General features: G+C 67.8%; 21 protein-coding genes and 1 riboswitch. Of the genes, 12 read left to right on the plus strand and 9 right to left on the minus strand.

What is annotated here, in order from left to right:
- Nucleotides 1–22: 22 nt before the first annotated feature.
- The 5 genes from AZH51_RS09205 (at nucleotide 23) to AZH51_RS09225 (ending at nucleotide 3867) form a co-directional block, all read left to right on the plus strand.
- Nucleotides 23–757 carry a (Fe-S)-binding protein gene (locus tag AZH51_RS09205; RefSeq protein WP_291523480.1) on the plus strand — a complete coding sequence of 245 codons (735 nt, stop codon included), beginning with the start codon at nucleotides 23–25 and terminating at the stop codon, nucleotides 755–757.
- A complete protein-coding gene (locus AZH51_RS09210) occupies nucleotides 754–2193 on the plus strand; it encodes a LutB/LldF family L-lactate oxidation iron-sulfur protein (protein ID WP_291523482.1) in 1440 nt (479 codons plus the stop codon). Before AZH51_RS09205 ends, AZH51_RS09210 begins: the two co-directional genes overlap by 4 nt.
- On the plus strand, nucleotides 2190–2798 hold the full coding sequence (locus tag AZH51_RS09215; protein ID WP_291523484.1) for a lactate utilization protein C: 609 nt from the start codon (nucleotides 2190–2192) through the stop codon (nucleotides 2796–2798). The genes AZH51_RS09210 and AZH51_RS09215 overlap by 4 nt, the downstream gene beginning before the upstream one ends.
- A 158-nt stretch (nucleotides 2799–2956) precedes the next feature.
- Entirely contained in the window at nucleotides 2957–3421 is a 465-nt protein-coding gene (locus AZH51_RS09220) for a MarR family winged helix-turn-helix transcriptional regulator (protein WP_291523486.1), read from the plus strand.
- An 8-nt stretch (nucleotides 3422–3429) separates the two neighbouring features.
- Nucleotides 3430–3867: an OsmC family peroxiredoxin gene (locus AZH51_RS09225; protein ID WP_291523488.1), complete on the plus strand. Its 438-nt coding sequence runs from the start codon at nucleotides 3430–3432 to the stop codon at nucleotides 3865–3867.
- 61 nt (nucleotides 3868–3928) lie between these two features.
- Here the strand turns inward: AZH51_RS09225 and AZH51_RS09230 are convergent, their stop codons facing one another.
- Both AZH51_RS09230 and AZH51_RS09235 read right to left on the minus strand, forming a co-directional pair.
- Complete coding sequence (locus tag AZH51_RS09230; RefSeq protein WP_291523490.1) at nucleotides 3929–7285, minus strand: bifunctional proline dehydrogenase/L-glutamate gamma-semialdehyde dehydrogenase; 3357 nt, start codon at nucleotides 7283–7285, stop codon at nucleotides 3929–3931.
- An 11-nt stretch (nucleotides 7286–7296) separates the two neighbouring features.
- Complete coding sequence (locus AZH51_RS09235; RefSeq protein ID WP_291523492.1) at nucleotides 7297–8295, minus strand: magnesium transporter CorA family protein; 999 nt, start codon at nucleotides 8293–8295, stop codon at nucleotides 7297–7299.
- Nucleotides 8296–8379: 84 nt separating this feature from the next.
- On the opposite strand from AZH51_RS09235, the gene AZH51_RS09240 reads away from it, so the two are divergent.
- On the plus strand, nucleotides 8380–9561 hold the full coding sequence (locus AZH51_RS09240; protein WP_291523495.1) for an MFS transporter: 1182 nt from the start codon (nucleotides 8380–8382) through the stop codon (nucleotides 9559–9561).
- Nucleotides 9562–9619: 58 nt separating this feature from the next.
- Here the strand turns inward: AZH51_RS09240 and AZH51_RS09245 are convergent, their stop codons facing one another.
- From AZH51_RS09245 to pdxH, 3 genes are all read right to left on the minus strand, one after another.
- Nucleotides 9620–10498, minus strand: coding sequence for a C40 family peptidase (locus AZH51_RS09245; protein WP_291523497.1), 879 nt, complete (start codon nucleotides 10496–10498; stop codon nucleotides 9620–9622).
- A gap of 82 nt (nucleotides 10499–10580) precedes the next feature.
- Nucleotides 10581–10778: riboswitch (cyclic di-AMP (ydaO/yuaA leader) on the minus strand.
- A gap of 128 nt (nucleotides 10779–10906) precedes the next feature.
- Nucleotides 10907–11608 carry a metal-dependent transcriptional regulator gene (locus AZH51_RS09250; RefSeq protein WP_291523499.1) on the minus strand — a complete coding sequence of 234 codons (702 nt, stop codon included), beginning with the start codon at nucleotides 11606–11608 and terminating at the stop codon, nucleotides 10907–10909.
- Between the two features lie 383 nt (nucleotides 11609–11991).
- On the minus strand, nucleotides 11992–12699 hold the full coding sequence (gene pdxH / locus AZH51_RS09255; RefSeq protein ID WP_291523500.1) for a pyridoxamine 5'-phosphate oxidase: 708 nt from the start codon (nucleotides 12697–12699) through the stop codon (nucleotides 11992–11994).
- Nucleotides 12700–12734: 35 nt separating this feature from the next.
- Between pdxH and serC the strand changes: the two genes are divergently transcribed.
- Together serC and pepN are read left to right on the plus strand one after the other, a co-directional pair.
- Nucleotides 12735–13841: a phosphoserine transaminase gene (gene serC, locus AZH51_RS09260; RefSeq protein ID WP_291523502.1), complete on the plus strand. Its 1107-nt coding sequence runs from the start codon at nucleotides 12735–12737 to the stop codon at nucleotides 13839–13841.
- 27 nt (nucleotides 13842–13868) lie between these two features.
- Nucleotides 13869–16436, plus strand: a complete 2568-nt coding sequence (gene pepN, locus AZH51_RS09265) for an aminopeptidase N (protein ID WP_291523504.1) — start codon at nucleotides 13869–13871, stop codon at nucleotides 16434–16436.
- A gap of 89 nt (nucleotides 16437–16525) precedes the next feature.
- Here pepN and AZH51_RS09270 read toward each other — a convergent pair whose 3' ends face one another.
- Nucleotides 16526–17812: an MFS transporter gene (locus AZH51_RS09270; RefSeq protein WP_291523507.1), complete on the minus strand. Its 1287-nt coding sequence runs from the start codon at nucleotides 17810–17812 to the stop codon at nucleotides 16526–16528.
- Nucleotides 17809–18255, minus strand: a complete 447-nt coding sequence (locus AZH51_RS09275) for a MarR family winged helix-turn-helix transcriptional regulator (RefSeq protein WP_291523509.1) — start codon at nucleotides 18253–18255, stop codon at nucleotides 17809–17811. The genes AZH51_RS09270 and AZH51_RS09275 overlap by 4 nt, the downstream gene beginning before the upstream one ends.
- 94 nt (nucleotides 18256–18349) lie before the next feature.
- Between AZH51_RS09275 and AZH51_RS09280 the strand changes: the two genes are divergently transcribed.
- The 3 genes from AZH51_RS09280 (at nucleotide 18350) to AZH51_RS09290 (ending at nucleotide 22164) form a co-directional block, all read left to right on the plus strand.
- A complete protein-coding gene (locus AZH51_RS09280; protein WP_291523511.1) occupies nucleotides 18350–19048 on the plus strand; it encodes a response regulator transcription factor in 699 nt (232 codons plus the stop codon).
- A gap of 64 nt (nucleotides 19049–19112) precedes the next feature.
- The gene (locus AZH51_RS09285) at nucleotides 19113–20612 is read left to right on the plus strand and encodes a HAMP domain-containing sensor histidine kinase (protein ID WP_291523513.1); all 1500 of its coding nucleotides are present in this window, start codon (nucleotides 19113–19115) and stop codon (nucleotides 20610–20612) included.
- A 73-nt stretch (nucleotides 20613–20685) separates the two neighbouring features.
- The gene (locus tag AZH51_RS09290; protein ID WP_291523515.1) at nucleotides 20686–22164 is read left to right on the plus strand and encodes a trypsin-like peptidase domain-containing protein; all 1479 of its coding nucleotides are present in this window, start codon (nucleotides 20686–20688) and stop codon (nucleotides 22162–22164) included.
- Nucleotides 22165–22333: 169 nt separating this feature from the next.
- Here the strand turns inward: AZH51_RS09290 and AZH51_RS09295 are convergent, their stop codons facing one another.
- The gene (locus tag AZH51_RS09295; RefSeq protein WP_291523517.1) at nucleotides 22334–24817 is read right to left on the minus strand and encodes an ABC transporter permease; all 2484 of its coding nucleotides are present in this window, start codon (nucleotides 24815–24817) and stop codon (nucleotides 22334–22336) included.
- 52 nt (nucleotides 24818–24869) lie between these two features.
- The gene (locus AZH51_RS09300) at nucleotides 24870–25658 is read right to left on the minus strand and encodes an ABC transporter ATP-binding protein (protein WP_291523519.1); all 789 of its coding nucleotides are present in this window, start codon (nucleotides 25656–25658) and stop codon (nucleotides 24870–24872) included.
- Between the two features lie 291 nt (nucleotides 25659–25949).
- Here AZH51_RS09300 and AZH51_RS09305 point away from each other — a divergent pair, with 291 nt between their 5' ends.
- Nucleotides 25950–26738: an SGNH/GDSL hydrolase family protein gene (locus AZH51_RS09305; RefSeq protein WP_291523522.1), complete on the plus strand. Its 789-nt coding sequence runs from the start codon at nucleotides 25950–25952 to the stop codon at nucleotides 26736–26738.
- Nucleotides 26739–26775: the final 37 nt, after the last annotated feature.

Consider the following 26775-nt stretch of genomic DNA (forward strand, 5'->3'; position numbering starts at 1 on the left):
GGGCGCAATAGAGTGCTAGACGATGCGAATCGCGATGATGACGACCTGCCTGGTCGACGCCCTCTTCCCGGACGTCGGCAAAGCAGTGGTGACCGTGCTCGAGCGCCTGGGCCACGAGGTCATCGTCCCCGAGGGTCAGGCGTGCTGCGGTCAGATGCACATCAACACCGGGTACGTCGATGACGCGCTTCCCGTCGTACGCAACCAGGTCTCATCCCTCACTGAGGTCGGCGCCGACGCGGTGGTCGCCCCGTCTGGCTCGTGTGTCGGGTCGGTGCGCCACCAGCACGTGACGCTGGCCCGGAACGCCGGCGATGAGCGGTTGGCCGAGCAGGCACAGGCGCTGAGTGACAAGACCTACGAGTTCTCCGAGCTGCTGGTCGACGTGCTGGGGGTTACCGACGTGGGCGCCTACTTCCCGCACACGGTCACCTATCACCCCACGTGTCACTCGCTGCGGATGCTGCGGGTGGGTGATAAACCGCTGCGGCTCCTGCAGGCGGTCGATGGCTTAGATCTGTTGGAACTGCCTGGTGCACAGGAGTGTTGCGGCTTCGGCGGCACGTTCGCGCTGAAGAACGAGCCGGTCTCCAGTGCGATGCTCGCCGACAAAGTGGAGGCGGTGCAGTCCACCGGTGCCGACATCTGCTCGACCAGTGACTCCTCGTGTCTGATGCACATCGGCGGTGGCCTCTCGCGACTGGAGACGGGCGTGGGGACACGGCATCTAGCGCAGATCCTGGCGAGCACCCGATGAGCACCGTCGACCTGCCCGATCCGACGTGGCCGCTGCGGGGTGACCATCCGTTCCCCGAATCCGCTGAACACGAACTAGGCAACGCTCAACTGCGACGCAACCTGCGGCACGCGACCCACACGATCCGGGACAAACGGCTGCACGCGGTGGGCGAACTCGACGACTGGGAGCAGTTGCGAGAAGCCGGCGAAGCACTGAAACAGGATGTCCTGCAACGACTTCCGGAACTGTTGGAGGAGCTCGAGCGCAACGTCACCGCCAGGGGCGGCGTGGTGCACTGGGCGCGCGACGCGACCGAGGCCAATGACATCGTGACCGCGCTCATCAAAGCCACCGGCAGCGACGAGGTCGTCAAGGTCAAGTCGATGGCCACCCAGGAGATCGGTCTCAACGAGCACCTCGAAGCCGAGGGCATCACTCCCATCGAGACCGACCTGGCCGAGTTGATCGTGCAACTCGGTCACGACACCCCCAGCCACATCCTGGTGCCGGCGATCCACCGCAACCGCGATGAGATCCGCGACATCTTCCGGCGCGAAATGCCCGGAGCCCCAGCCGATCTGAGCAATGAGCCGGCCGACCTGGCGAACGCCTCCCGCAACTATCTGCGCCACAAGTTTCTCACCACCAAGGTCGCGATCAGTGGCGCCAACTTCGCCGTCGCCGACACCGGCACACTGGCCGTCGTCGAGTCCGAGGGCAACGGCCGGATGTGCCTGACCCTGCCCGAAACCCTGATCACCGTGATGGGCATCGAGAAGGTCATCCCGACGTTCACCGACTTCGAAGTCTTCATGCAACTGCTGCCGCGTAGCTCGACCGCCGAGCGGATGAACCCCTACACCTCGATGTGGACCGGGGTCCACGAGGACGACGGACCGCAGGAGTTCCACCTGGTGCTGCTGGACAACGGCCGCTCCCGGGTTCTCGACGACCCGGTCGGCCGCCCAGCGCTGCGCTGCATCCGGTGCAGCGCCTGCCTCAACGTGTGCCCGGTCTACGAACGCGTCGGTGGACACGCCTACGGCTCGGTGTATCCCGGCCCGATCGGTGCGATCCTGACCCCGCAACTGACCGGGTTCACCGGACCCGACGACCCCAATGCGACTCTGCCGTATGCCAGTACGTTGTGCGGCGCGTGCTTCGACGCCTGCCCGGTGCGGATCGACATCCCGTCGATCCTCGTGCATCTGCGCGCCAAATCCGTTGCGGCGACACGGCATCCAGTCGAGCAGACGGCGATGAAGGCGTTGAGTACGACGATGAGTTCCGGTTCGCGGTTCCGCCGGACAATCCGGTTGGTCCCGCTGGGCAGACTTGCCGGACACGGCCATCTCCTGGGTCACCTGCCGTTGCCCGGCGCCGCGTGGGCCAAGCACCGCGACCTGCCGAAGTTGCCGACGCGGTCCTTCCGGGACTGGTGGGCGAAACGATGAGCGCCAAGGACGACATCCTCACGCGATTGCGGACCGCGCTGCAGGACGACCCACCGCCGGTCACCGTGCCCCGGGATTACGAGCGCGCGCCGCTGGACGGCACGGCCGACCTGGAGATGTTCGCCGAACGCGTCGCCGAGTACCGCGCGAACGTGCACCGCATCGACGAAGCCGGACTGTCCGACCTGGTCAAGGACCTGGTCGGCGACGGCTCAGTGGTGGTCCCCCATGACTTGCCGGACACGGTCACCGGAGCACTCGGCGTACGTCGGGATGGTCCTGGTGAGCGGCTCACGGTCGACGAACTCGACGCGACCGTGGTCACCGCCGCCCGCCTCGGCATCGCCCTGACCGGAACGATCGTCCTCGATGCCGGCCCCGGGCAGGGCCGACGGGCGCTCAGCCTGGTGCCGGACCACCACGTGTGCATCGTGCGCGAGGACCAGGTGGTCGACACCGTGCCCCAGGCGTTCGCCGCTCTGGACACCGTCGGGCCGCTCACCTTCATCAGTGGACCCAGCGCGACCAGCGACATCGAATTGAACCGGGTGGAGGGCGTCCACGGACCGCGCAGACTCGACGTGGTGCTGGTGGCGACCCGATAGGACGTATCCGTTGCCCGCCGGTAGTGCCACCCTGATGCGAGTGCCGGTGGGAAGGGCGGCACCGTGCTACCCCCGCACTGGTGCCATCGAGCCCGTCCCCTCCTTCGCTTTCCTGTTGTGCATTACTTAATTGTGCACAATGTGTTAGCCTGACGAATGTGAGCACGAGCGTGGACGACGGGGTCGACCTGGATGAGTTGCTGTGCTTCGCGATGTACAACGCATCGCGGGCGCTGACGGCTCGCTACCGGGAGTTATTGACGCCCCTCGGCATCACGTATCCGCAGTACCTCGTGCTGATGGCGCTGTGGAACCAATCGCCGCTGACCATCGGCGAACTCGGCCACCGGCTCTATCTGGACTCCGGGACGCTGTCACCGCTGTTGAAACGGTTGCAGACTCTGGGCCTGATCGACCGGGCTCGCAGTGCAGAAGACGAACGTGTCGTCCTGGTCAGCCTGACCCACGCCGGCCGCAACGTCCGGCAGCAGTTGGCTGAAGTGCCCGAAACCATCTGCGAGGCAACCGGTCTGAGCCGGGATGAAGTCGTCGATCTGCGGGACCGCATCGACGCCGTAGCCAGCCACGTGCGTGCCACCACCCGCCCCAACACCCATTCCTAGGAGACCTCATGCCCACCCGTACCGCTCGCACCGACTGGACCGGAACCCTCGAAAAGGGTTCTGGCAAGGTCGAACTCAGCAGCTCCAAGCTCGACACGTTCGAGGTGTCGTTCCCCAAGCGCGCCGCTGACGACGCTGGTGGCGCCACCAGCCCCGAGGAGCTCATCGCTGCGGCGCACTCCTCCTGCTACGCGATGCAGTTGTCCGCCCTGATCGCCGAGGCCGGTGGCACCCCGCAGGCGCTGGACGTGCAGGCCGACGTCTCGCTCGGCCCGGACCCCGCCGGTGGCTTCCGCCTCAGCGGTATCAAGCTGACCGTCCGCGGTGAGGTCGAGGGCCTGGACGAGGACGGGTTCGCCAAGGCCGCCGCTGACGCTAAGGCTTCCTGCCCGGTCAGCAAGGCGCTCACCGGTGTCGAGATCACCCTGGACGCCGCGCTCGACTGAGCCCGATCGACGTACGCCGAGGCGCCGGCCCACCTGGGTCGGCGCCTCGTCGTTGTGCCCCTCAGAGCAGCCCGTCGGACAGGTGGTTCGGGGTGCCGAAGCGGTGTGCGGTGATGCTGACGGCCTGCTCGTGCAGGAACGGCAGCATCTCCACCCGACCGGCTGCGGTCACGGGCTGGTCGTAGACCGCGATGTCCGGACGACCACCAGTCGCCTCGCAGATCGCCGACGCCGAGCCGCCGATCAGCCGGATCCGCCGGCCGGGACCACCAGCAAGACCGCCCAGCCAGTCCTTGTCGGACTGCACCTGGACCGGGACCCCCGCTGCGCGCGCCGCGTCGATGACGGTGTCGGGAAGTGCTGTGGCACAGGACAATACGCCGCGAACACTGCCACCTTGCCACGCGGTGGTCGCGGCCGACAGCACGCGCAGAACCGCATCGGGGTCCGCATCCGTACCAGCGCGGATGACCGTCGGCACCGGCCGGTAGCGGAAGACGTTGCGTTCCGCGGTCAGCCCGCTGACGTCACGAGCCTGGCTGAACTCCTGCGACCACGCCTCGGCATCGGACGCCGCTCCCTCCGCCAGGTCGGTCGTCGGGTTCCAGCCGGTCAGACCGACCAGGTAGTTCGGTCCACCGGCCTTGGTGCCCGGGCCGACCGCTGACTTCTTCCAGCCGCCGAACGGCTGCCGTCGGACGATCGCACCGGTGATGTGCCGGTTGACGTAGAGGTTGCCCGCCTGGACCCGGTCCAACCACAGGGACAACTCGTCGCGCTCCAGCGAGTGCAGCCCCGCGGTCAGGCCGTAATCGACGGCATTCTGCAGTTCGATTGCCTCCGTGAGGGTTTCGGCGGTCATGATCGACAGGACCGGCCCGAAGAACTCGGTCAGGTGCGAGGTGGACCCCGGTTTGACCCCCTTCTTCACACCCGGCGACCAGAGTTGGCCGGAGTCATCGAGTTGTCGCGGCTGCACCACCCACTCCTCGCCGTCGTCCAACGTGGTGAGCGCGCGCAGCAACTTGCCGGACGCGGGCTCGATCAGCGGCCCCATCTGGGTGTTGGGGTCGCTGGGGTATCCGACGGTCAGCGACCGGACGGCGTCGACCAGTTGCTGGTTGAACCGCCGCGACGTGGCCACCGACCCCACCAGGATGACCAGCGAGGCCGCCGAACACTTCTGGCCGGCGTGGCCGAAGGCCGAGGACACGACGTCCTTGACCGCGAGATCGAGGTCGGCGCTCGGCGTGACGATGATCGCGTTCTTGCCGCTGGTCTCGGCGTGCAGGCGCAGGTCGGGGCGGAAGGACCGGAAGAGCTCGGCCGTCTCGTAGGCCCCGGTCAGGATCAGCTGGTCGACCCGTTCGTCGCTGACCAGCCTTGTGCCCAGGTCGTTTTCGGCGACGTGCACCAGGTGCAGCACCTCGCGGGGCACGCCGGCGCGCCACAGCGCGTCGACCATCACCGAGCCGCAGCGTGCTGCTGACGGTGCCGGTTTGATGATGACGGCCGACCCGGCGGCCAGCGCCGCGAGCGTGGACCCGGCGGGGATGGCGACCGGGAAGTTCCACGGCGGGGTCACGACCGTCAGCGCGTACGCCGATCGGCTGGCTCCCTGGACCTCGTCCAGGTTCTCGGCGAGCTCGGCGTAGTAGTTCGCGAAGTCGACCGCTTCGGAGACCTCAGGGTCGCTCTGATCGATCGTCTTCCCGGCCTCGGCGCCCATGACCTCGATCAACTCAGCACGCGCGCGCTGCAACTCGACCGCCGCCTGCCGCAGGATCGCAGCCCGGTCGGCGCCGCTGCGCGCACCCCACTCCTGACCGGCGGCCACCGCAGCCGCGATCGCACTGTCCAGCACCGCGGGGTCGGTGACCGTGTGCTCACGCACCAGGTCGGCGCCCACGTCGCTGGCCGCGATCCGCTGCTGGATCGCCCGGCCCCAGGACCGGTTGCCCGGCGTCGAGGGGTCGGTGTCCGGCACGTTGGCGAAGTCGGCCTGGGTCTCGATCACCTCGGTGCTGCGGTCCTGCACCCGGTTGGGGTCGGGCACCTGGGCGTCCAGGGCGTGCAGAGATGCCAGGAACCGCTGCCACTCGCGCTCGAACAAAGCTGAGTCGGAATGCAATTCGAAGACGGCCGACATGAAGTTGTCCTGGCTGGCGCCCTCCTCCAGCCGGCGGATCAAGTAGGCGATCGCGACATCGAACTCCCCCGGATGCACCACCGGGGTGTAGAGCAACAGGTTGCCGACCTCGCGGCGCACTGCCTCGGCCTGACTGGTCGCCATGCCGAGCAACATCTCGAACTCAATGCCGTCGCGCACCCCGCGCTGACCAGCCAGCAACCAGGCGAAGGCGACGTCGAAGAGGTTGTGTCCGGCGACTCCGACGCGGACATTCGCGATCCGCTCGGGTTGCATCGCGTAGTTCAGCACCCGCTTGTAGTTGGTGTCGCTGTCCTGCTTGCTGCCCCACGTCGCCAGCGGCCAGCCGTGCAACGACGACTCCACCTGCTCCATCGGCAGGTTGGCGCCCTTGACCAGTCGCACCTTGATCGGCGCTCCCCCGCGGGCCCGCCGGGCCGCCGACCAGTCCTGCAACCGGATCATCGCCGACAAGGCGTCCGGCAGATAGGCCTGCAGCACGATCCCGGCCTCCAGCGACAAGAACTCGGGCCGGTCCAGGATCGCCGTGAAGACCGCGATGGTCAGATCCAGGTCGTGGTACTCCTCCATGTCCAGGTTGATGAACTTGGCCGGACTGCTCTGCGCCGCAAGCTGATACAGCGGCAGCAACTTGTCGACGACGTGCTCGACGGCCTCGTCGAACGCCCACTCCGGATGCGGCGCCACCGTCGAGGACACCTTGATCGAGACGTAGTCGACGTCGTCACGGCCGAGGAGTTTCAGCGTGCCCGCGAGCCGCCGGTCGGCCTCCTGCTCACCGAGGACCGCTTCGCCCAGCAGGTTCAGATTCAACCGGACGCCGTCGCGTCTGATCTTCGCGATGGCCTTACCCAGACGGGCGTCACTGGCATCCACGATCAGGTGACCGACCATCTGACGCAGCGATCGGCGTACGACGGGGATGACGGCAGCGGGGGCGACCGACCCGGCGCGGGCGCCCAGCTTCACCGCGGAGCGCAGGTACCACGGCAGGAACCCGGGCACGTCGGCCGCGAGCGCCGCGAAGTTCTCCGCGGCTACGGCCGGATCCTCCGGTCGGATCACCCCGTCGACGAAGCCGACGGTGAAGGGCAGCCCGTCGGGGTCGCGCAGCACATCGGCCAGTTGCTGGGCCGAGCGGTCGGTCGGCAGAGCAGCGGCGGCCTCCAGCCAACGTTGCACCAGCGCCCGGGCCTGATCGGCGAGGGCATCCAGTTCTGCGGTGGTGGGCAGGACGATGTCGGTCACGTGACTCCTTGTCAGATCCAGTCGCGGTGGCGCAGGAAGGCGTACAGGGCGATGCAGATGAGCACGATCGACACGGTGCTCATCCACAGCCCGAAGGTGTTGCTGAATCCCGGGTAGGGAATGTTCTGTCCGAACCAGCCGGTGATGGCCGTGGGTACGGCGATCAGTGCCGCCCAGCCGGCCAGCTTCTTCATGACCGTGTTCAGGTTGAGGTCCTGCAACGACAGGTTCGTCTCGAACACGGAGGTGACCATGTCGCGCAGGGACTCGGTCCATTCGGCGGCGCGCAGCGAGTGGTCGTAGAGGTCCTGGTACCAGCCCTCCAGGTCGCGCGACATGTCCCGCGACAGGTGGCGCATCAGGCCGCCGATGATCTCGCGCATCGGGGTGATGATCCGCCGCAACCGCACCAGATCCTTGCGCCGGCCGAAGACCTGCCGCTGGAAGTCGCGGGTCGTGCGTCGCTCTTCGAAGAGCTGCCCCTCCAGACCCTCGAGCTCGTCGTCCATCTGCTGGATGGTCTCGAACTGGTCGTCGACGATGACGTCGAGCAGGCCGTGGACCAGCGCCGGGACGCCTTCCTTGGCGACGTCGGGGTTGGCGTCCCAGGCCTTCTCCACCTTGCCCATGTCGAACCCCTGGCCCTGACGCACGGTCACCAGGAGCTTCTTGAACATGAACACCGAGACCCGGTGCAGCCGCAGCCGACCGTTCTCCGGCGCCGAGGCGTCGCCGTCCAGATCGGTCGCGTAGGCCATCAGGAAGAGGTGGTCGGAGTGCCGGGTCAGCTTCGGTCGCTCGTACGGCGCCAGCGCATCCTCGATCGAGGTGGGGCTCAGGCGCACCCGGTGACTGAGCTCGACCAGGTCCTGCTCGCTGGGGTCGACCAGGTCGACCCAGGCCAGGCCATCGGGTGCGTCCAGCAGGTCGCCGATCTGCTGACGAGGTACGTCGTGCAGGGCCTCACCGCCGCGCCACCCCCGGACTGTGATCGGGCAGGTGATTTCCACCCGCCCATTGTGCGCTGCCAGCCTCCTCGCGCCCAATCCCCGGCGTGCTCAAGATGGTGACGGCGCGGGAGACAATGGTGGGCAATGAGTGTCACCGTCGCCCCCACCTTGAATCGTCAGTCCTTTGCGGTCTACGCCCTCTTCCTGCTGAACGGAGCCGCCTTCGCCAGTTGGGCGTCCCGATTGCCCGACATCCGCAGCGCCCTGGGCCTGTCCCTGGCCCACCTCGGGCTGCTGTTGCTGGTGGCCTCGCTGGCGAGCGTCTGCACCTTGCCGCTGTCCGGTGCGGTGATCCGCCGACTCGGGCCGCGGCGTACCGAACGGGTCGGACTCGTCGTGGCCTGCCTGGGTCTGGTCGGCGCGGGCGCCGCCACGTCGATCAGTGGACGGGTCGCGTTGGTCGTACCGGCGATGGTGCTCATCGGCGTCGGTATCTCCCTGTGGGACGTGACGATGAACCTGCAGGGCGCGACGGTCGAGAAGAAACTCGGCTACTCGATCATGCCCCGCTACCACGCCGCATTCAGCGCTGGCACAGTGCTTTTCGCGCTCATCGGCGCTGCGATGACGGCGCTGCACGTGCCGGTCGGGGTGCACCTGCTGATCACCTCCGCAGTGGTCTTCGCTATCGGCTGGACCTACTCGGCCCGCTTCGATGAGGAGTCCTCGGACGGCAGCGAAGAGCACGTGGCCAGTGCGCCGGCCCGCTCGGCCTGGCTCGAACCGCGCACCCTGGCCATCGGTGTCGTCGTCCTGATCGCGGCCTTCACCGAAGGCACCGCCAACGACTGGATCTCGATCGCGATGGTCGACGGGCACGGGGTGCCGCACTGGGCGGGCGTGCTCGGCTTCGCGCTCTTCCTGGGCTTCATGACGCTGGCCCGGATCTTCGGGACCCATCTGCTGGACCGGTTCGGCCGCGTGACGATGCTGCGGATCCTGTTCCTGATCGCCCTGGTCGGAAGTCTGATGGTGGTCTTCGGCAACGTCCCCATGGCCTACCTCGGCACCATGCTGTGGGGAATCGGCGCCGCCATGGGCTTCCCCGTCGGGATCAGTGCCGCGACCGACGATCCGGCGCGTGCCACCGCACGGTTGTCGGTGGTCACCACGATCGGCTACACCGCCTTCCTCGGCGGACCGCCGCTGCTGGGCCTGCTGGGTGAGCACGTCGGCATCCTGCACGCCCTGTTGGTGGTCGGGATCGCCGCGATCCTGGCGCTGCTGTGTGCACCGGCCACCGCGGAGCGCACCCCAACGTCCTGACCCCTCCCGGGCATGCGAAAGCCCCGCCGGTTCCGGCGGGGCTTTCGGGGGTACTGGCTCAGGGGCGGCCGTAACCGGACGGCGTCTGGTAGATCGGCTGCAGCTTCACGACCGTGCCCGGGTGCGGCGCGGCGATCATCATGCCGTTCCCGGCGTAGATCCCCACGTGGTAGGCGGGGTAGCCGAAGAACACCAGGTCACCGACCTGCGGAGTGCTGACCCGCGGCACCGACGCCTGCTGCGCGGCAGCGGTGCGGGGCAGCGAGATACCCAACTGGCGGTAGACGTAGCTGGTCAACCCGGAGCAGTCGAAACCACTGGGGCTGGAGCCACCGAGGATGTAGGGCACACCCAGGTAGCGCTGGGCGATCGAGATCGCAGCGCTGTACCCGCTACCACTGGGCAGCGAGACAGAACTGCCGCCACCGGAGTTGCTGGAACTGCCCGAGTCACCGGAGCCGGAGTTCCCGGACGACGAGTCGCCTGACCCGGAGTCGTTCGAGGTCGTCCCCGACGTAGCGGTGGAGCGCGTCGCGGACCGTGACGTCGAGGTGGAGGTCTGCGCCCGGGTGGTCTGCTGCTGGCGGCTGGTGGTCGCCGGGGCAGCCACGGGCTCGGGGGCCGGCTGGGTGTAGGTCTTGGCAGACACCGACACCAGCAACGGCTTGGCAGCCGGTGCGGCGGCAACGAGCTTGCTCAGGTCGAGCAGGGTGCTCTGCTGGGCCGCGCTGTCGGCCACCGAAGCCGACACCTGCGCGGAATTGCTGCTCAGGCCGCCCAGGTTCACGAAGGCCGCCGCCTCAGCGGGCGTGTTGCTCGCAGTGGTGACCTTGGTCGCGGCGGACGGCGCCGCCGAAGCAACCTGGGGAACGGCGACCGCTGCGGCGATCCCGCCGGAAACGGCAACCGCGGCTGAGACGCGGGCAGTGGAGTTCATGGTGGTGGCGAGCTTGCCCGGAGCGCGGTGGCGGCCCTTGGCGCGCGAGAAAGAAGCAGGAACGAGTCCAGTCACTGTGGGTAGTACCTCTCATGAATGCCTGCGAGGTGAGCTGTCGGGCTCGGGTCAAGAGGTCCCCGGACTACTGCACGCTCCCCGTTGCGTCAGTCGTCTTCGCCCCGAGATCGCCATGACGACGATCAGAAGGTGGGTCCCCCGCTCCTGCCATGCGGAAACGCTGTGCTCATCTGCCAGCGGCAGGATTCGGCATGCCGGCTGATGAGGCAGCTACCGGTTGGTGACTGCCGGATCAACGTACATCAGACCTAGGCGTAGATCACAAACGGATCACGGACTCCTGGGGAAACTGCCAGGGTGTTACCAGCTTGGACGTGATCTGCGTCACATTCACTGCTGGACGAAGACGTGATACGCGACGTCGCGGGGCAGCGACAGGCTCTGGACGTCCGCATCGGCCACGGCCACCTGCACCAGAACCCGGCCGTCCGACTCGCGATGCGCCGTGACGGTGGCGCCGGGAGTGATACCAGCGCCGGTCAGCAGCGCCAGGGTTTCGTACTCCGCCTGCGCCGGTTCGCCGATCCGGCGGACCAGGAGATCCGCGGGCTCGGCGCCTACGACCTCGGTCAACGAGACCACACCGTCCCGGAAGCGCTCCGGTGATTCGGGCAGGCCCAGTTCCTCAAGACCGGGGATGGGGTTGCCGTACGGCGAGATGTGCTGCTCGTCCAGCAGACTGAGGATCTTGCGCTCGACCCGCTCGCTCATCACGTGCTCCCAGCGGCATGCCTCCTCGTGGACGTACTGCAGTTCCAGACCGATCACGTCGACCAGGAGCCGCTCGGCGATCCGGTGCTTGCGCATGACCCGCGTCGCCAACTCGCGGCCCTTGTCGGTGAGTTCCAGGTGCCGGTCACCAGCGAGGGTGAGCAGGCCGTCGCGCTCCATCCGGGCCACCGTCTGCGACACCGTGGGGCCGGAGTGGCCCAGCCGCTCGGCGATCCGGGCGCGCAGGGGCACGATGCCCTCTTCCTCGAGGTCGAAGATCGTCCGCAGATACATCTCGGTGGTGTCGATGAGGTCGCTCACGGTGCTGATTGTTCCTTACCCAACGAAGGTTCGCCTATCCCTACTCCCGCAGAACAAATCCCGGGCATCAAACATGCCCCCACCATGCCCCCCACAAAAAGTGGTTGCCGCCGCACCGGGCCCCTGCCTACCGTTGCCCTACACGAGAGAGGAGGTGGTCCTGCAGTGATTTCAGCAAGGACGCGTGAGGTGGTTGCGCGCTAGCGCAAGTCATCGAAGAACGCCGGTCCCAACGCCCGGCGAGTGACTCGATGGACGCCGCGCCTGCGAATTCCTCGCAGCCGCCGCAGCCCGCGGGCGGATGCCTCGTCCAGCATCCACGCCGACCATCCCGGTCGGCAGCCCGCGGGCTGTTCCACGCGCAGATCCAGACCCTGCCGCGATTACGGCTGGCGGCGCTCGATCCGCCACGCGTCGTGGTCGGCCAAGGTGCCGGGCGCCGTACGCACATAGACCAAGCGGTCGTGCTGGCGACTGTGCCGCCCGGCCCACAACTCGATCTCCTGGCAGCGGATCAGGTACCCACCCCAGAAATCCGGCAGTGGTACGTCGCCCGGTTGCCCCTGGTCGGGCCACCGGTGCGCGAAGTGCTCGGTGCGCTCCTCCAGGAGCGCGCGCCGCTCGAGCGGCTCGGACTGCGCGGAGGCCCACGCCCCGATCCGCGAGCCGTACGGGCGCGACTGGAAGTACTCGGTCACCACGTCCCGCGGTAGTTCCTCCGCCGTCCCGGTGAACCGGATCGCCCGGAACATCGGCGGCCACGTCAGCGCCGCCGAGATCCGCGGGTTGACCGCCAGGTCACGGCCCTTGAGTGACTGCAGGTTGGTGTAGAAACCCGGTCCGTGCGGCGTCAAATAGCGCATCAGCACGGTCCGCACGTGCGGCTGCCCCTGCGCGTCCGCGGTCGCGACACTGAGGGCGTCCGGTTCGGGGACGTCGTCCTCTCGCAGCGACCGCTCGCGGGCAGCCTCGATCCAGCCGGTAATCGCGGTCCACGGATCGCCGGGCAGATTCGCCTCGTCGATGCCCTCGCCGTCGTAGTCCCAGCGGGCCACCTGGATCAGTTCTTCTCGTCCCTCGGCATCAGCCATATTCCGAATCTACGTCCCTGGCACACTTCTGACCCATGGCCGAGATGGTGATTCCCTCCGAGTTGCGCCCTGCCGACGGGCGCTTCGGCTCCGGGCCGAGCAAGATCCGTCCGGCCCAGCTGGACTACCTGGTGACCATCGGCCAGTCGGTGCTGGGCACTTCGCATCGGCAGGCACCGGTCAAGAACCTCGTCAAGGAGATCCGCGAGCGCCTGGCCGCGTTCTTCGACCTGCCCGAGGGTTACGAGGTCATCCTCGGCATGGGCGGCTCGACGACCTTCTGGGACGTCGCGGCCTTCAGCCTGGTCCAGGAGCGTGCCCAGCACGCGGTCTTCGGGGAGTTCACCGCCAAGTTCGCCGCGGCCACCGGCGGTGCTCCGTGGTTGACCGCTCCGCTGATCGTCGAGGCACCGGCCGGTTCGGTCGCATTCCTCGCGCCTGCCGACGTGGACCTCTATGCGACGGCGCACAACGAGACCTCGACCGGGGCGGCCAGCCCGATCCAGCGCCCGGCCGAGGGCGGCCTGTTCCTCGTGGACGCCACCTCTGCCGCGGCCGGGATGCCGATCGACGTCGCCGAGACCGACGTCTACTACTTCGCCCCGCAGAAGGGCCTGGCCTCCGACGGTGGCCTGTGGCTCGCGGTGATGTCGCCGGCCGCGCTGGAGCGCACCGCGCAGATCGCGGCCTCCGACCGCTACATCCCCGCAAGCCTGAGTCTGCAGACAGCCGTGGACAATTCACGCCTGGAGCAGACCCTGAACACCCCTGCCCTGGCCACGTTGGCGCTGCTGCTGGACCAGTTGCGCTGGCTGGATTCCCTGGGCGGGCTGACCGGAGCAGTGGCGCGGACGACCGAGAGTAGTGGGCGCCTCTACGCGTGGGCCGACGCCTCGCCGTACGCCGATCCCTTCGTCACCGACGCAGCCTTGCGTTCCCCGGTGGTCGGCACCATCGATTTCGACGAACGCGTCGACGCGAAGGCACTGGCCGCCACCCTGCGCGCCAACGGCATCGTGGACACCGAGCCGTACCGCAAGCTCGGCCGCAACCAGTTGCGGATCGGGATGTACCCCGCGGTCGATCCCGACGACGTGTCGGCGCTGACCGCGTGTATCGACTACGTGGTCGAGCGCCTCTGACCGGCGCGCATGGTTGACTAACTCTTCGTGACCGATGCGCTGAACCTGACCCAGTCCGAGTGCGCGCAGCGCGCGAGCGTGGTGCACGACCCGGCGTACGCCATCAGTGTCGATCTCACGCACGCTGGCGACCCGACCGCGACGACCTTCTCGACCCACACGCGGCTGACCTTCGATGCCACCGGCGAGGAGACCTGGCTGGACCTGGCAGCGGACTCGATCGAGTCGGCGACGCTGAACGGTCAGCCGATCGACACCAGCGGGTACGACGGCGCCCGGCTCCCACTGGGACCGCTCCTGGCGCACAACACCGTCGACGTCGTGGCGCACTACCCGTTCCGGCACACCGGTGACGGATTGCACCGGTTCACCGACCCTCAGGACGGAAACACCTACCTCTACACGAATTTCGAGCCCACCGATGCCCGGCGGGTGTACGCCTGCTTCGAGCAACCGGACCTCAAAGCCCGCTTCGAGGTGACGGTCACCGCGCCCTCGCAGTGGCAGGTGCGCAGCAACCAGCCGGCCGTGGACAGCGGGCAGCAGGGCGAGGTCACGGTGACCCGGTTCAGCCAGACGCCGTTGATGTCGACCTACCTGCTGGCCATCGTCGCCGGACCGTACGCGATCACGTCCGACCGGCACGTCGTCGAGCGCGCCGACGGCAGCCGCCAGGAGATCGAACTGGGCTTGCTGTGTCGGCAGACGATGTCCCAGTACCTCGACGCAGCGGACATCTTCAGAGTCACCGGGCAGGGGCTGGACTTCTACGACGAGCACTTCGGCTTCCCCTACCCGTGGGGTAAGTACGACCAGGTATTCGTCCCCGAATACAACATCGGTGCGATGGAGAACCCTGGGTTGGTCACCTGGAGCGAGAACTTCCTCTTCCGCGGTGGCGCGACGGAGGCCCAGCGCGGGCAGCGGGCCGAGGTGGTCCTGCACGAGATGGCCCACATGTGGTTTGGCGACCTGGCGACCATGCAGTGGTGGGACGGCCTGTGGCTCAACGAATCCTTCGCCGACCTGATGGGTTACCAGGTATCGCAGGCGGCGACCGACTACCCCGACGGCTGGGTGCAACTGGCCCTGGGTCGCAAGCAGTGGGCCTACACCGAGGACCAGATGCCGACGACCCACCCGATCGTGGCCACCATCCCTGACGTGGAAGCGGCCCGACAGAACTTCGACGGCATCAGCTATGCGAAGGGTGCGGCCACGCTGAAGCAACTGTCGACGTACGTCGGGACGGATACGTTCTTCGCCGGAGCACGTGCCTACTTCGCCGAACATGCCTACGGCTCAACGACGCTCAAGGATCTGCTGACCGCGATGGAACAGGCCAGCGGAACCGCTCTGGACGACTGGGCACGCGCCTGGTGGCAGACCTCGGGGCCCAGTCACCTGACCCCGGTCGTCACCCGGGCCGCCGACGGCACCATCAACGCGTTGCAGATCGAGCAGCACGGCGTCGACCATGTGACCGGGCAGGATGTGCTGCGACCGCACCGGTTCACGGTGAGCCTGTTCGCTCTCACCGACGGTTCGTTGCACCGGCTCGCCGACCTGCCCGTGACGCTCACCGAGCAGTCCGTGGCGGTGCCGGAGGCGGTGGGCATGAGTGCCGACCTGATCGTGGTGAACGCTGCCGATGAGACGTACTCCGTGATCTCGTTCGACGAGCGGTCCCGGGAGACCACGGGGTCGGCGCTGGCGCAGGTGACGCCGGATCTGACCCGGGCGGTTGCCTGGTCGACGTTGTGGGGCATGGTGCGCGATGGGGGTCTGTCCGCGGCGGTCTTCGCGGACACCTTCGCCACCCAGGCGATTCCCGAGGCCAACCCGTCGATGCTCACTACGCTGACGGCGCTGGCCGCGGAGTCGGTGGGTACCTACACCCCGCAGGCCCACCGACCCGAGCAGGCAGAGCGGCTGCTGCGCGTGTGCCTCGACCAGATCCCGCAGACCGCACCCGGCTCGGACCAGCGACAGCTGTGGGTGCGCGGAGTGGCCGGATTCGCCGCCCTGACCGATGCCTTCTCCGAGGAGGTCGCAGCGCTGGCCACCGACGACACGCTGCCCACCGACCTGCGTTGGAGACTGGCCGATTCCCTTGCGGCGACTGGCAGTTGGTCCGTCGCGGACCTGGACACCCAGTTGGCTGGCGACAACACGATGACGGGGCGAACGGCGTACGCGCAGGCGGTGGCCTCCCGCCCCGGTCGCGCGGTCAAGGAGCAGGTCTGGAAGTCCCTGACGGACGGTTCGCAGTTGTCCAACGATCACCGCCGGGCGTTGCTGGCCGGCTACCGGCAACCGTTCAGCGCGGCTGACACGCAAGCCGACTTCCCGGCGTACCTGGACAGCCTCGAGGACTGGTGGCGCACGTTGGGCCAGATCGACGCGTCATGGATGGTCAGCGCGCTCTTCCCGTTGGTCGATGTCGCGGACGGCGACCTGGCCACCCACCCGGTGCTCAACGGGGCGCGGGCCTGGTTGCTGGACCACCAGGACGCGCCCACGGCGCTCTACCGGACGGTGCAGAAAGCGTTGGCCACGGCCGAGCGCACGATCGGCGCCCAGACCGCCTACTGACCCTCAGTGCAGGACGGCGGCCAGCACGGGTACGCCGATCAGCGCCACGAGGGCGATGATCACGATGATGCGGCGCGAGCGGGGCGACATCATGACTGGGCACCGGCCAGGTCACGGGTGTGCGCGGACACCTCCAGGTGCGGCCGCGGCGACCGCTCGATGTGCACTTCGACCTCGTTGATCCGCATGAGGTACACCATGGCAGCCACCACCGAGATTCCGACAGCGATCGCGCCGATAGCGATGGTCCATCGCGCTCCGAAGGTGCCACCGATCCAGCCCACGAGCGGCGCCCCGACCGGGGTCCCGCCCATGAAAATGGCCATGTAGAGCGCCATCACACGACCACGCATCACCGGTGAAACGCTCAGTTGCACAGTGGCATTCGCTGTGTTGAGGGCCGTGATCGCGAAGAGCCCGCAGGGCACCAGCGCGATCGCGAAGGTGAGGTAGGAGGGTGCGATCGCCGCCGCGAGGGCCGAGACGGTGAAGCCGGCAAGGGCGGCCAGCATCACGCGCAACCGCGGCCGGGCCCGCCGGGCCGCCAGCAGGGCCGCCGCCAGTGAACCGATGGCCATCACCGAACCCAGCGCGCCGAACTGCTCGGCGCCCTTGCCGTAGACGGTCGTCGCCATCAGCGCGATGGTGATCTGGAAGTTCATCCCGAAGGTGCCCAGCATGAAGACGATGAACATGATCAGCTGGATGTCCGGCCGGCGGCGCACATAGGCCAGGCCTTCGCGCACCCCGCCGCGACCCTTGGCCCGCGGCGCCGGGGTCAGCTCGTGCACCCGCATCGCCATCAACGCCAGGACGACCGCGGCGAACGACACCGTGTTGACCGCCAGGGTCCACCCGGTCCCGATGGCGGCGATCAACAGACCGGCCAGGCCCGGGCCGATCAGCCGGGCGGAGTTGAAGGAGGTGGCGTTCAGGCCCACCGCGTTGGACAACCGCTCGGGCGGCACCATCTCGGAGACGAACGCCTGCCGCGCCGGGTTGTCCAGCGCCGTCACCGCACCCTGCAGGAGCGCGATGACATAGACCTGCCAGAGCGTGGCCCATCCCCCGATGACCAGTACGGCGAGCAGCAGGCTGGTCACGGCGAGCCCGACCTGGGTGCCGACCAGGATCCGTCGCTTGGCGAAGCGGTCCGTGATGGCGCCGGCCAACGGCGCCAACAGCACCACCGGCGCGAACTGCAACGCGGTGACGATGCCCAGGGCGGTCGCGTCGTGCGCGGTGAGTTGGGTCAGCACCAACCAGTCCTGGGCCACGCGCCCCATCCAGGTGCCGGTGTTGGACGCGAGACCACCCAGGAAGAACAGCCGGTAGTTGAAGTGCTGCAGCGAAGCGAACGTCTTACCTCCGGTCACGCAGCAACCACCCGGCCAAGAATCTCCTGCGCCTGCTCCAGCACCGCACACTCCTGCTCGGACAACGCCGACAGTCGCTCCAACATCCACTCATCGCGTTGCGCGCGGACCCGGGCGATCGTCGTACGCCCCTCATCGGTGATGAACAACCGCACCTGGCGTCCGTCACTCGGGTCGGCCTCCCGGCGCACCAGCCCCTTGTCGACCAGGCACCCGACGGTCCGTGTCATCGAGGGCGCGCTGACGCACTCTATGTCAGCCAGTTCCCTCGGCGTCAGGACGTTCTCGGTCAGCTTGCCGAGTACCGACGCCTGGTGCGGCGGCACCAGCGCATCCTTGGCGAACCGCGTGCGACGACTCACCCGCATACACACTGCACGCAGGTCGGCCGCCAACTGCCGCCGATCCGCCGCCACCGCGCTGCCCGTCCTCACACCATTCATATAGTTAGCATATCTCATTAGCCCAGCTAACTAAACTCCACTAATCCACCCAACATTCAGGAAACTTCCAGCAAAAGGGGTCACCCTGGTTGCCATGGACGCTCCCGAGGCCCGCCTGCTCGTGGTGGAAGACGAGACCAACATCCGCGAACTACTCGCAACCAGCCTGAAGTTCGCCGGTTTCGAGGTGCACACCGCCGCCAACGGCGGCGATGCGCTGCGACTGTTCGAGCAGCACCCGATCGACCTGGCCGTCCTGGACGTGATGCTCCCGGACATGGACGGGTTCGACGTGACGCGCAAGTTGCGCGGCGGCGGCCACGAACTGCCCATCGTCTTCCTCACCGCCCGCGACGCGGTCGAGGACAAGGTGAAGGGCCTGACCGTGGGCGGCGACGACTACGTCACCAAGCCGTTCAGCCTGGAGGAGGTCGTGGCCCGCATCCGTGCCGTGCTGCGCCGTTCGCAACAGAACGACGACGGCCAGTCGGTGATGACCGTCGCGGACCTCGAGCTGGATGAGGATTCCCATGACGTACGCCGTGCGGGCGCCATCATCGAAGTCTCGCCGACCGAGTTCAAACTGTTGCGCTACCTGATGCTGAACAACGGCCGGGTGGTGTCCAAGGCACAGATCCTCGATCACGTATGGGACTACGACTTCCGTGGCGAGGCCGGCATCGTCGAGAGCTACATCTCCTACCTGCGGCGCAAGATCGACATCGACGGACTGCCGCCGATGATCCACACCAAACGCGGTGTCGGCTACGTGCTGCGCGCGCCGCGCGACTGAGCTGCGACCCGAGCGACCTACCACGGCCGACCCTGCCCGGCCAGTCGTCTAGTAGACCTACGTTATGCCGCTGCGCGCTCGCCTGACCGCCCTCCTGGTCGCCTTCCTGACGATCGCCACGATCGGTGTGGGTGTGACCACCGCCGTGCAGTTGCGGTCCTTCCTGATGCAGCGTCAGGATTCGGAGTTGCAGGCCGAGGCCAACCTCATCGGTGCCACGCTGACCACGGCGCTGGACAACCAGCGCGAGATCACCACCGACACGCTGAAGTCCTTGGTGCCTTCCAGTACCTACGTGGTGTCGGTGACCCACAACGGCACGACGCTCGAGACGAGCCTGGACGACTCGGATCCTCCTGACCTGCAGAGCATCTCGACACGCCAGCACGGCACGCCGATCACCGTGAAGTCGGTCAACGACACCGAACGATGGCGCGTCGTGACCGGCAGCGCCGCCGACGGCACCACGCGGTACGCCGTCGCCGTGCCGATGTCGCGCGTCAACGACATCATCGAACGGCTGATCATCGTGGTCGCGCTCGGCACCTTCGGGGTGGTGCTGGCCGGTGGCATCCTGGGGTGGTTCGCGGTCCGGCGGGCCATGACCCCGCTGCGCCGGATCGAGGACACTGCCCGGGCGATCGCCGACGGGGACCTGGCCCGCCGGGTGCCCGAGATCGCAACGCGCGACGAAGTGGCCAGTCTGTCCCACTCCCTCAACGTGATGCTGTCGCGCATCGAACAATCCTTTGAGTTGCAGCAGCGCTCGGAGGACCGGATGCGCCAGTTCGTCGCCGACGCCTCCCATGAGTTGCGTACGCCGCTCGCGACCGTCCGCGGGTACGCCGAGTTGTACCGCCAGGGGGCGATCGGTCCCGACGACGTGCACTCCGCAATGGGCCGCATCGAAGGTGAGGCCACCCGGATGGCCGCCATGGTGGACGACCTGTTGCTGCTGACCCGGTTCGACAACCGGGAGTCGCGCCACGGGCAGCCAGCGCCGCGTCGGGACCCGGTCGACCTAACGGTCCTGGCCGCCGACGCCGTGCAGGATGCGCTCGCGGTGGCCCCCGACCGCAGCATCCGCCTGGTCGGTGAGCAAGGCCGACTGGCCCCCACACCGGTGACCGGCGACGAATCCGCACTGCGGCAGGTGCTGAACAACCTGGTCAACAACGCGCTGCGCTACACCCCGTCCGGCAGCCCCTTGGAAGTGCAGGTGGGCACCACCGACTCCACCGCGGTCGTCCGGGTCGTCGACCACGGCCCGGGAGTGCCCGAGGCATCCCGCGAGCGCATCTTCGAACGGTTCTACCGGGCCGACTCCTCCCGCAACAGTGCCGACGGCGGCAGCGGTCTGGGTCTGGCGATCGTCGCCGCTATCGTCGCCACGCACGACGGGACGGTCGCTGTGAGCAGCACCACGCCGGGTCCGGGCGCGACCTTCACCGTGAGCCTGCCGGCCGGTTCCGCGGGCACGGGCGGGTCGGACGCGACCGAGAATCCCTACGATGAAGACGTGACCGTGCCCGCAGAAACGCCTGCACAGGATTCACACAGCTAGGGCGTACGGGTCGCCTAACTCGATTCGGGTTAATGGGGACCAGACCACGACCGTCAACGTGAGGGAGACCCCCGTGAGCAACGACCAGTACCGCCCCGAAGGCAACGACGCCGCGGCGGGACCCGTCGACAACACCCAGCCGATCTACGGCCAGGGCGACAACACCCAGGGGGTGCCGGTGGGCCAGAACCCGCCGGACAACCCGACCGGATACCCGCAGGGCCCGTACGCCGCCCCGCCGCAGGGTGCCTACACCCCGCAGACCACCTACCCGTCGTACGACGCCGGGCAGTACCCGCCGCAAACCGGCCAGTACGCGCCGCAGACCGGCCAATACCCCACGCAGACAGACCAGTACGCGTTCAACAGCAACAACGCGCCGGCGGCCACCACGACCGCTGACCGGTCATCGCGCAAGGCGCCGTGGATCGCCGTACCCCTGGCCGCCCTGGTCGCCGCGGCACTGGCCAGCGGCTCGACGTACGCGCTCAGCCATGGCTCGAACTCCAACGCCGCCGGCACCACCAGCGGCGGCACGACCAGCACCAGCGTCACCGTCACCGACGGCGGCCAGGAGGTGCAGAGCTGGGCGACCACCGCAGCCAAGGTCTCCCCCAGCGTGGTGTCGATCACCGTGGTCAACGGCCAGTCCGGCGGCGAGGGGTCCGGGGTGATCCTGGACAAAGAGGGTCACATCGTGACCAACAACCACGTGGTCACGCTGGACAGCGGAAGTAGCAGCGGGGACACCATTACGGTGACGCTGAACGACAACAGCACCTACAAGGCGACGATCGTCGGCACCGACCCGAGCACCGACCTGGCGGTCATCAAGCTGTCCGACCCGCCGAGCGACCTGCAGCCCATCGCGATCGGCGACGTCAACAAGGTCGTCGTCGGTCAACCGGTCATGGCCATCGGTAACCCGCTGGGCCTGTCCGGCACCGTCACCAGCGGCATCGTCAGCGCTCTGAACCGACCGGTGAAGGTCAGCGCCGCGTCGTCCCAGGACGAGTTCGGTCAGCAGACCGCCAGCAATGCGGTCTTCACCAACGCCATCCAGACCAGTGCGGCCATCAACCCGGGTAACTCCGGTGGTGCGCTGGTCAACGAGGCCGGGGAACTGATCGGAATCAACTCCTCGATCGCGACTCTCGGCGGAGGCTCAGAAAACTCACAGTCCGGTTCCATCGGCATCGGGTTTGCTATTCCTACGACCGTGGTCAAGAACGTCACGGAACAGTTGATCAGCACGGGCAAGGCCATTCACGCCCAGTTGGGGATCAGCGCAGAGAACGGCTCGGTCACGACCGGCGGAGCCACCCTGGCGGGGGCCAAGGTGGATCAGGTCGTGGCCGGCAGCGCGGCGGCAGACGCCGGGCTGAAGCAGGGTGACGTCATCACCGCCTTCAACGGTGCGGCCGTCATCTCCTCCGATGCTCTGGTCGGCTTCGTGCGGGCCCAGAAAGTCGGGGACAAGGTCACTCTGACCGTCTACCGCGGCGGCCAGAAGATGGACGTCACGGCGACGCTGAAGGAGGCTTCCTCCTAGGCACGTCGTGACGAGGGACTCGCGGCACACCCCTTCCTCCGCGTCGTGAGTCTCTCCGGACGTGCGGCTTGTGACGGGGCCGGAACGTCCAGCCGGGCGCCTCGTGGCGGTCGACGGTCGAGCACTGCTCCCGGGCCACCACGAGGCGCCCGCACCCTTCCCGGGCGGGCTATTCAGTAGCGATCGCGGCCAGCGGCGGTAGCGCGGCGGCGCGGCGCGCCGGCCACCACGCGGCGACTACCCCGGCGACCACCGCGATCAGCAACGCGGCTGCCAACTGCAGCCACGGAATGTCCAGGACGTTGACGCCACGATCGGCCTGCGAGCGCTGCAGCAGCCAGCCAAGCAGAATGCCGGTGCCCAGGCCGACCACCGAACCCAACAGGCAGATGGCCAGGGCCTCCAGCCGGACCATCCGCCGCACCTGTCCCCGGGTCATCGCCACCGCGCGCAACAGACCGATCTCCCGGCGCCGCTCAGCCACCGCGAGCACCAACGTATTGACGATGCCCAGGAACGCGATCACGATCGCCAACCCCAGCAGCGCGTAGATCACCCGCAGCACCTGATCGATGGGTTCGCGCTGCTGGGCCGCGAACTGCGCCTGGCTCTGGACCGACACCACAGTGTTCCCGCCGAGCGCCGCGATCAATCCCGCGCGAACACTGGCGGCGTTCGCCGACGGGTCGCGGGAGACGAACACCAAGCGCTCCTCCCCGCCGCCGCCCATCGCGTTGAACTGCTCCATGGTGGTGATGACATCCACGACCGCCAGCGGGCTCTGGGTCATGATTCCCGCCACCCTCACGGAATAGGGCTTGCCGAGGAAGTCGATGGCCACGCTCTGACCGACCCGCAGGCGGTGCGTCTGGGCGAACCGGTGGGACACCACGACGGTCGCGCCGTGCCAGTCGGCAGGCGTTCCGGACTCGAAGTGCAGGTCGAGCAGGTGCAAGAACGGCGTTGGTTCCGTTGCCGCCAGCGTGATGGCGGACTGCTGACCGCCGGCTGTGAGGTAGGCGCCACCCTGGCGTACCCGGGCCACCCATTGCACGCCCGGCACCTTCTGGATGTTGTCGGCGATCTTGGGCGAGAAGGGTGCGCCGTACGCGGCCGAGACGATGTAGTCACTGCGGAAGGTGTCGGCGATCAGGTCATCCACACTGGTCCGCGCGGATCCGGCGAATACCCCCATCATCGCCACGAGCGCCGTACCCATCATCAGGGCGGTAGCGGTCGCCCCCGTGCGCCGGGGGTTGCGCAACGCGTTGGTCCCGGCGAGCCGCGCAACCTGCCCCCAGACATGTCCGCCCAACCACGAGCCGGTACGGATGACCGGCCGGGCAAGAACCGGCGTCAACACCGTGACCCCGATGAGGACCAGCACGATCGCGGCTGCCAGGAGCAGATTCGTGGAGAATCGCTCGCGCACCGGGGGCGCGAGGATGAGCGCCGCCAGCGCAAGTACGCCGATCCCCGCCCCCGCGCGCAACCACAACGAGCGCTCGACCGGGGTCGGGTCGTCCCGCAGCGCAGCCGCCGGCGACATGGCACTGGCCCGGCGGGCCGGTAGATAGGCCGCGAACAACGTGACCGCCACGCCGAGGGCGGTCGCGATGACCGCGCCGGTCCAGGGCACTACCAGCGGTGTTGCGGACAGGTCGTACCCGAACCGACGAAACAAGCCACGGATCAGCCGCGCCAGGAGGTACCCGCAGACCAACCCGGCCGCGGCACCCACGACCCCGACGACCAGTGCTTCGAGCAGCATCATGCGGCGCACCTGGGCTTTGCTTGCCCCGATCGCCCGCAACAGTGCCAGCTCCCGAGCGCGCTGGTTCACCAACATGGCAAAGGTGTTCGCGATCAGGAAGCCCCCGGCGAGCAACGAGGTGGCGGCGAACACCCACAGGGCCGCGGTGACGAAACGTAACGCTTTGTTGATGGTGCTGGCGTCCAGGTCGGCGGCTTGGGCGCCGGTCAGGGCTTCGGTGCCGGCAGGCAGAACCGCACTGATCCGGTCCCGCAGTGTCGCGGGGCTGATCCCAGGTGCAGCCACCACCCACAACTGCTGATAACCCTCACCATTGGCGGACAGTTGGCGGGCGGCGGCGGTGTCCATCGTGACCAGAGTGGCGCCGGGGCTGCCCCCAGCGCCGTACGTCACGAGACCGACAAGGGTCTTGGTGATCACCGGGGTCTCACCGGAGGTCACGATGGTGACCTGGTCGCCGATCCGGTAGCCGCCCTCGGCGGCGGCCTTCGGGTCGATAGCCACCTCGCCGGCCCTGGTCGGTGCTCGCCCCTCGAGAACGACCAGACCGGGTAGGCCCCCGGTTGCCCGTCCGTTGTGAAAGTTGGTCAGGCTGCCGGGGACGTTCGCGGCGCCCAACGGCTGACCGTCCTTACCCAGCAGATACACGCCGTTCTCCAGGACCTGCCCATCGACCTGCGCAACACCCGGCACCGCCGCGACGCGAGGGACCAGCGGTTCCGGGACCTCGCCCTGACCTGACCGCACGCCCGCCTGACGGACCACCACATCGCTCACTGTGCCCGACTGCACCGCCGAGAAGGCCCGGTCCAGCGTGCTGATGAAGATCAGCGAACCGAAGGCGAAACACACTCCGAGCAAGACAGCGAACACAGACATGAGCAGCCGCGCCCGACGGGCGAACAGGCTGCGTAGCGCAGCGGTGACCACATCACACCCCGGCTCGTTCCGGCCGGTCGGTGTCCACCACGACGGTCTGGCCGAAAGCAGCGTCCAGGTCCTTCATCCGCTCGAGAACACCGGCCGCGGTCGGCTGAGCCATCTCATCGACAATCCGTCCGTCGGACAAGAACAGGACCCGGTCGGTGAATCCCGCTGCGGCCGCATCGTGGGTCACCATGACCACCGTCTGGCCGAAGTCGTCGACCGCCTGCCGCAGCAACCTCAGAACCTGCCCGCTGGCCACGGAGTCGAGGTTGCCGGTGGGTTCATCGGCGAACACCACGTCAGGTCGCGTGATCAGCGCCCGGGCACACGCCACCCGCTGTTGCTGGCCACCGGAGAGTTGGGCAGGACGGTGTTTCAACCGATCAGACAACCCGACCGACTCGACGACCTGATCGAACCACTGCCGATCCACTTTCCGGCCGGCCATCTCCAGCGGCAGCAGGATGTTCTCGCGGGCGGTGAGTGTCGGCACCAGGTTGAAACTCTGGAAGACGAAGCCGATGCGTTCACGGCGCAGGCGCGTCAGTTTGTTGTCGCTCAGGCGAGCAAAGTCGTCCCCACCGAAGCGGATCTCGCCTGACGTGGGGCTGTCCAGCGCCGCCAGACAATGCAGCAGCGTCGATTTCCCGGATCCGGAGGGGCCCATGACTGCGGTGAACTGTGCCTGGAAGATCTGCACATCGACGGCGTCCAGAGCTCGCACCGCGGACTCGCCCTTGCCGTACTCCTTCACCAGCATCTGCGCGCTGACAGCGACGTCCGGATCCGGCATAGACGCGATCCTACTTCGGGGTAACCCGATTTGTGATCCGGCTTACACAGTCCGTGTGGTGAGGTGGTCATCGTGAGAAAGCAGGGACGAACAGCGGCCGCGGCGGCCGTCCTGTGCTGTCTGGTCGCGGCGTGCTCGGGAGCGGCGAACGGCCCCCGAACGGACCTCGAACCGACCGTGGCGTCGACGTCCTCGTCGGTCTCCTCCGCATCCGGCTCCGCGCCCGGGTCCGCCTCGGGCTCTGCGTCCGGCTTTGGATCCGGCTCTGCATCCGGCTCTGCATCCGGCTCCATGTCCGGCCTTGCGGGTGGCCGGATGGTCAGCTTCGGCGACTCCTACACGGCGGGTACGGGCACGGGTGCCACCCAGCCCTCACCCGCGCTGTTCTGCGCGCAGGCAGCCGACAACTACCCCCGGCAGGTCGCACAGGCCCTGGGCATGACCCTGGCGGACCGGTCCTGCAACGGGGCACGCACGGGCAACATCGTCACGCCGCAGGACGCCCAGGGTGAGACCGCGCCGGCCCAGATCGACGGCCTGACCCCGGACACCCGACTGGTGACCATCGCCCTCGGCGTCAACGACAACGGGCTCTTTGGAACCCTGGTCGGCTGCAGTCGCTTCGTCGCCGTGTCGACCTCACCAACCCCGTGCAAGGACGCGGTGTTGGCCACGACACCCAACGCGGTCAGCCAGATCCCCGGGGTCACCTCATCGCTGGTGTCCGCGGTGGGAGCGATCAAGGCCGAGGCGCCGCAGGCACACGTGGTGCTCGTGGGCTACCCCCAACTCCTTCCTGACGGCCCCCAGTGCCCCTCCCAGTGGCCGATCACCGATGGTGACGCTGCCTGGGTCAACGCGACGCTTGCCACCCTCGATACCGCGATCAAAACTGCTGCGGTGCAGACTGATTCAGAGTTTCTGGATCTTCGTCCGGTCACCGCCTCGCACACTGCCTGTGCGGCCGAGCCGTGGTTCAACGGCTCGAGCGTGCCCGACCAGGACGGGTCCACCTACCACCCGCGCTCGGGATACATGACCGGGGTAGCTCGCGCTCTCGAAGGACTGCTGCGTCAGTAAATCCCTCTGTGGACAACGGAATTCGGGTTGTCCGGCA

The sequence above is a fragment of the Branchiibius sp. NY16-3462-2 genome (assembly GCF_001594145.1).
Lineage (GTDB): Bacteria > Actinomycetota > Actinomycetes > Actinomycetales > Dermatophilaceae > Branchiibius.